This window comes from Protofrankia sp. Cr1 (assembly GCF_963555865.1).
Classification (GTDB): Bacteria; Actinomycetota; Actinomycetes; order Frankiales; family Frankiaceae; genus Protofrankia.
Genome location: NZ_CAUVXO010000355.1, coordinates 1 through 5,368 on the forward strand (window position 1 = coordinate 1; position 5,368 = coordinate 5,368).

General features: G+C 67.6%; 8 protein-coding genes and 1 pseudogene. 4 read left to right on the forward strand and 5 right to left on the reverse strand.

Features of this window, described 5'->3' with window-relative positions:
* Positions 1–203, forward strand: a 203-nt coding sequence (locus U9980_RS21120; RefSeq protein WP_322769512.1) for a hypothetical protein, incomplete at its 5' end; no start/stop codon positions are given.
* Here the strand turns inward: U9980_RS21120 and U9980_RS21125 are convergent.
* On the reverse strand, positions 182–892 hold the full coding sequence (locus U9980_RS21125; protein ID WP_322769513.1) for a hypothetical protein: 711 nt from the start codon (positions 890–892) through the stop codon (positions 182–184). The genes U9980_RS21120 and U9980_RS21125 overlap by 22 nt on opposite strands.
* 167 nt (positions 893–1,059) lie before the next feature.
* Positions 1,060–1,236 (reverse strand): hypothetical protein, encoded by a 177-nt coding sequence (locus U9980_RS21130; protein WP_322769514.1) that lies wholly within the window; start codon positions 1,234–1,236, stop codon positions 1,060–1,062.
* 499 nt (positions 1,237–1,735) lie between these two features.
* On the opposite strand from U9980_RS21130, the gene U9980_RS21135 reads away from it, so the two are divergent.
* The 3 genes and pseudogenes from U9980_RS21135 to U9980_RS21145 all read left to right on the forward strand — a co-directional run bounded on the left by U9980_RS21135 (position 1,736) and on the right by U9980_RS21145 (position 3,216).
* Positions 1,736–1,939, forward strand: a complete 204-nt coding sequence (locus U9980_RS21135; protein WP_322769515.1) for a hypothetical protein — start codon at positions 1,736–1,738, stop codon at positions 1,937–1,939.
* Between the two features lie 585 nt (positions 1,940–2,524).
* Positions 2,525–2,686: pseudogene (locus U9980_RS21140) on the forward strand (methyltransferase, FxLD system); the annotation flags it as partial.
* Positions 2,687–2,859: 173 nt separating this feature from the next.
* Positions 2,860–3,216: a hypothetical protein gene (locus U9980_RS21145; protein WP_322769519.1), complete on the forward strand. Its 357-nt coding sequence runs from the start codon at positions 2,860–2,862 to the stop codon at positions 3,214–3,216.
* Positions 3,217–3,403: 187 nt separating this feature from the next.
* Here U9980_RS21145 and U9980_RS21150 read toward each other — a convergent pair whose 3' ends face one another.
* The 3 genes from U9980_RS21150 to U9980_RS21160 form a co-directional block, all read right to left on the reverse strand.
* Entirely contained in the window at positions 3,404–4,261 is an 858-nt protein-coding gene (locus tag U9980_RS21150) for an SAM-dependent methyltransferase (RefSeq protein ID WP_322769516.1), read from the reverse strand.
* A gap of 77 nt (positions 4,262–4,338) precedes the next feature.
* Positions 4,339–4,503 carry a hypothetical protein gene (locus U9980_RS21155; protein ID WP_322769517.1) on the reverse strand — a complete coding sequence of 55 codons (165 nt, stop codon included), beginning with the start codon at positions 4,501–4,503 and terminating at the stop codon, positions 4,339–4,341.
* A 326-nt stretch (positions 4,504–4,829) separates the two neighbouring features.
* Positions 4,830–5,318: a hypothetical protein gene (locus tag U9980_RS21160; RefSeq protein ID WP_322769518.1), complete on the reverse strand. Its 489-nt coding sequence runs from the start codon at positions 5,316–5,318 to the stop codon at positions 4,830–4,832.
* Positions 5,319–5,368 lie beyond the last annotated feature (50 nt).

Genomic DNA, 5,368 nt, shown 5'->3' on the forward strand with positions numbered 1-5,368 from the left:
ACGACGAGCAGCGCGAGGTCGTCACAGTCGACGCCGATGACAGGCAGAGCGGCGTCGCGGGTGCAGTCTGCCGCGGCCCGCAATCCCTCGGGCCGGTCGGCCAGGAGCGGGTTCGCACCGCGAGCACAGTCCGCAGCCGCGCGGAACCCAAGCCCGGCCAAGCCCCGGTAGCCCAGCTGACTCAGACCGCGATGAACACCTGATCGAGGCTCTGGATCTCTTCCCAGCGTTGTTCTGCCTGGATCTGCCAGGAGGCGCACTGCCGGACCCGCGCTTCGAGGACCGCCCGCGCCGAAACGCAGCCCGTCCGGTCAGGGTCAGCGGCGGCGTGCCGCTCCTCGGCGATCTCCTGCATCGAGCGGTGCCCGAGGAAGCTCTTCCGGTATCTGATCGCGCTGCGCAGCTCCCGATCCCCGATACCGAGCCTGACTTCAGCGCTGCTGCCGTCCATGTCCAAGGCAAGGTACAACTCACGGCCCGAACCGTACTTCTCCATGCGCTCATCGCTGTCCCTGGCGATCCGGATACCGGGCACCTGGCCGGCCGTCAAACACACCGCGGCCTCGTCGTCGTAGCCAAAGATCGGAACGTCCCACAGGCCCGCACGAGGCCGGTCAATCCTGGCCCGCCGCAGTTCATCACCCTTCTGCCAGACAACATGCTCGTGATCACGGACGCGGGCGTCAGCGCACTTGTCCGGGTGGTAGTTGACGCGGCACCACGGCACGCCAAGCGGTTCCCAGCTCACCAGGTCGTAGAGGGGCTCGTCATAGAGCTGCCGGAAAACGGCCAGGGTGACCTGTTTCCCGCTGACAGTGAGAGTCTTGATCTCAACGGTCGCGGTGCTGATCTCAGCAGCGTGGGCAGTCAGCGGACGGCGGGACGGTGGCACAAGGCCCCCCTCGGGTCAGGCAGCGAGAGCAGCGGTACCAACAGGCGCCGAGGGGACGCGACGAGTTCGGGCGCGAATCGCGCCCGATCGCACGGGTCACGTCAGACACACGTCGGCAACAACGCTAGGGACACGCTCAACATCCCACAGCGTCACGGACATGTCCGCTACGTTGAATCCCAGCGGCGCAGGCATCGACGGCGGCTGCGGTCGGAAAACTGGAGCAGGCGCAGGCGGGTCTGGCCGATCCGTTCAGCGAGCGCGGGCCAGCGGTCCTGCGGGTCCCCGTCCCCGTTCGCCAGCCCCCCGTGTGCCACGTTCTGGGTCACGACCGTCAACAACATCGCATGCCTCCCTGCGCTGCCCTACCTGTCACCGTTGTGTACCAGCGGGGTCATCATCGCCAGACCGTGCCCGACCATCATCAGGCGGAATCCTCTACGGTCCTTGATATGACCGATCTGCCAGCGGGGGACGCGCCGGTCCCGCTCGGCCGGCTCGCGATGGCGGCCGGGCACCGGTGACCTCGACTGACGGTGCCTGCGGTGCCTAGAGAGCTCGCCAGTGCGACCCTGGCCACCGTCGTCGTGACACAGCCCGCGCGGGGACCGGCGGTCATCCTTGTCCGTGACTATCAAGCTACCGAGGGCATTCGCGACCATACCCATATCCGCGTTGACGTGACACACGCGGCACCCCAGGCCGATCTGGTCCAGCTCGCCGACGTCCTGGTGATGCAGCCACGGCCAGGCAGCCGACGCGTTCGGCTGGGCAGCACGAGCCCGGGCCCGCCACCCCGGATGCCACGTCGCCGCCGTCACCCACGGCCACAACTGCCTGGCCGTGCTGCGCGGCGCGCAACCCGTGCGGATCCACCTGCCCGCCTCCGTCCCACCGGCGGTCGGTGCCAGCCTGGTCTATGGCTGGCACCTGTACGTTCCGGACGGCGCTCGCCCCCGCCCTCTGGTCGGGCTGCTACAGACCGTCTCTCTCCTCTACGCCGGCGCCGTCCACCCGCTCGCCGCCCAGCTCGTTCCCAGGCTGTAGCCGCTGACCTGCCCGAGGTCGCCCTGTAGATCCGACCCGTCCGTGCACATCCCTCTTCTGCGGCGTCGGCGCGATAACGGCGGGCCTCGACCCGCACCCCCAGATCCGGGCGCAACATCCGCCGGGACGCGGGAGCAGGGCCACAGGCGGCTGTGCTCTGTCCGTTGCGATAGACAGATGGGACGATCAAGATCGAATACCGGCAGGATAGGCCGAACGAATCGACGCGATCGCGCCGGACAAAAGCGGTCTGACACCGCTGTTCTCGCAGGTCAGCCACCTCTTTGAAGCCGAAGAAAACATTTGTGGTGGGCGGAATGACTCGCCTCCTGGCGTCGGGCACCGTGGTGACGCGCCGCGCACGCCATCGATGTGATCTTGCTGTTGTGTAGGACGCGACACCTGGAGAGGGAACCGAATGATCACTTTCCGGACGGCGGGAGCCGATGCCGCTGTGCTGTCTGACGAGAGGACCGACGGGTGACGGAAGTGACTGTGGAGGGTGCCCGCGCCGACGAGCTGCGCGCCGGCCTTGTGGACGATCTGGTCGCGTCGGGAGCGGTCCGGACGAAAGTGATCGAATCGGTGTTGCGTGTGGTGCCGCGGCATCTGTTCGCCCCCGAGATGTCGCTGGAGGCGGCGTACGCGAACGACACAGTGCGGACGAAACGTGACGAGCACGGAACGACGATCAGCTCGGTGTCCGCGCCATGGCTACAGGCCACGATGCTGGAGCAGGCCGAGCTGGGCGCGGGCATGCGCTGTCTCGAAGTGGGCGCGGGCGGGTACAATGCGGCGCTCATGCGGAGCTGGTCGGCCCTGCGTACGGTGAGACTGGCTGGTCGGATCGGGGACGGCCAGCATGACCGCGTGGGCTTGCTGCGCGGGCTGCGCCGGGCCCATCCAGGCAGACATGCGGGATGGCTGCGGCCCTTGCTGCCCCGGTCCGCCAGGTGCTGTTCACCTTTGGCGTCCTGCAACATGTCCAAGCGGGCCATGCCGACGCCTTGGTCTCCTACACCGACCAGCTCGCCCCCGGCTGCCGGCTGCTCATCACCGAGCAGGTCCGGCATACGCTCCGCGACCTCTTCGGCGGCGAAGTCGGCAGCCGGAGCTCCCGGCACGTGATGCGGGCGTTCACTCTGCCCGAGGTTCACCTGAGCGCGCAACTCGTCGGGCTGCGGGTCATGGACACCGCCACCGGCTACCGCCCCCCGTCCGCACGCGCCGATCACCCGAGGGTCGGCACCCGCTACCTGATGGATCTCCGCCCATGACCCACACCATGGCCCTGCCGGCACTCCTGCCAGCCGGTGCGATCGACACGGCCGGCACCACCCCGGATCCCGAGCAGCCCCGAAAGTCCCGGTTCGCGAGGACGGGACACGTGGGGAACCAAGATGCGCCCCGCTGAAAGTGTTTGCGTCGGATCCAGCGATGCCAGGCGGGCCGCGCGGGGGGCCATCAGGGTCTGCGCGCCACGGCGGCGTAGCAGGACACATCGACATCCGTCAGCTCGATTTTCTTCTTTTCGTCCGCCGCAGGGTCGGTCGGCGGCGGGTCCGGGCGCCAGCGATGCGCGACAACGACACCGGGATCGACCAGGTCGAGACCGCCAAAGAAGCGCTCCACCTCGACCTTGCTCCGAGCCTGCGCGGAGATACCCCGGGCCCGGTAGATGGACGCGGCCCGCTCCATCTCCTCGGGCGCGAAATCACCGGTCGCGTGAGTAAGCGTCAAATAGCTACCGGCGGGCAGGGCATCGAGCAGCGTCCGAACGATGTCGTAGGGCCCGTCGGTGTCGGAGACGAAGTGCAGGATCGCGACCAGGGACAGCGCGACCGGGCGGGTCAGGTCCAGGGTGTCCCGCAGTACCTCCAGGGACGCGAGGATCTTCTCCGGGTCACGCAGATCCGCGTCGACGTAGGCAGTGGCACCTTCCGGACCGGAGGTGAGCAGAGCCCGGGCATGCACCAAGACGAGCGGATCATTGTCGACGTAGACGACCCGAGCGTCCGGCGCGACTTGCTGGGCCACCTCATGCAAATTCGGCGACGTTGGAATGCCCGCTCCGATATCCACGAACTGGCGGATCCCGGCCTCCGCGGCAAGGAATCGCGTCGCCCGCTGCAGGAACTTCCGGTTACACGCCGCCACGGTCCGTGCCTGCGGAAAGTCCCGCAGCACCGCCTCCGCGGCCACCCGGTCAGCGGGAAAATTGTCCTTCCCGCCCAGGTAGTAGTCATACATCCGCGCCGAGTGCGGCTTGTCGATCAACAGCTCGGTACCCTCCAGCTGCCGTAGGAAATCATTCGGGAACATGGTCGTGAGAATCCTTTGCAGGCGAGCGTGGCGACGCCGAGGCCGAGCCGGACGCGAAAGACGAGGTAGTCGGGGGGTCATGGTGGCGTCGAGAAAGCGGCGGAGGAGCCCGCGGCGAGCGCCGGTCCCTCACCCTGGAACTGGTCGGTGGCGTGTTCGTCCCAGGTGTCGAGCGCCCGTAGCAGATCAGCCACCCGGGCCATGGCCTCAGGGTCGGTGCTGAACTTCGTCGGCAGGCTCATGGGCACCCTGGGCTCAGGCACGGATTCGGGTCTCCGTCTCGGCATCGGCGGGCTGTCGTCGCCGACCCGCCGGAGCGGGCAGCATCCGGCCGGGGAACTCGGCGCGGACGACGATCCCGCCCGACTCCGCCCGGTTGGAATGCCAACCGCTCGCCGCTCTCAACAACGGGTCCCATCCGAGCTGGCGAGTTCCGGAAAAGATTTTCGATGCTATATCCAGGCGACGCGGTGGCCTGTTAGAGGTCCGTCTCAGTGAGCATGTCCGGCGTGCGTACAGTACTGTAGATGGTTTACAGGTGCCGGGGCATTCAGATTTCTCTGGCACGTCATCTTCCCCCGAGCGCGGTCTTAAGTGGGTCAGGCGACGCGGCCTGCTTCGGATTCTCTGCGGACCGAGTCGGGCGGACCGGGGGAATTCTGCGCACTCCTGGGTCAACGGAAGGGGTGGGGCCCGGCGGATGCCGGCAGCCGGACCGTGTATTCCGGCCGCGACTGCATGTGGTGTCCGGTGGGGTCGGTAGGTGGGAGTTGATGAGTGCGAGGGCGGCGCGGACGGCGTTGTTGAAGGAGTCCAGTAGTTCGGGTGGTAGTGCGCCGCGCCCGAGCCCGGAGGAGGAAACGAGTCGAGACAGGCCATCCCGGAAGCTGGGGGCGAGAGCCGCGGATATCGGGCTTGTGAGGATGTCGCGGGCGGCGTATCCGTCGCCTACGGCGAGCGTTTCGTCGCCGATTCTGTCCATCACGGTCCGGGCCGGGCCGGGGCTGTCGACGATGGCCAGCGCGGCGATGGTGAGGCCGAGCCGTGCGCGGAACACGATGTAATCTGGGTCGCGTTTCCGTCAAGAAATCGATTGATCGTCAGGTC

Coding starts and splice junctions, on each gene's coding strand:
- U9980_RS21130 (WP_322769514.1), bottom strand. CDS start 1,236: ATGTTGTTGACGGTCGTGACCCAGAACGTGGCACACGGGGGGCTGGCG.
- U9980_RS21145 (WP_322769519.1), top strand. CDS start 2,860: ATGGCTGCGGCCCTTGCTGCCCCGGTCCGCCAGGTGCTGTTCACCTTT.
- U9980_RS21150 (WP_322769516.1), bottom strand. CDS start 4,261: ATGTTCCCGAATGATTTCCTACGGCAGCTGGAGGGTACCGAGCTGTTG.
- U9980_RS21155 (WP_322769517.1), bottom strand. CDS start 4,503: ATGAGCCTGCCGACGAAGTTCAGCACCGACCCTGAGGCCATGGCCCGG.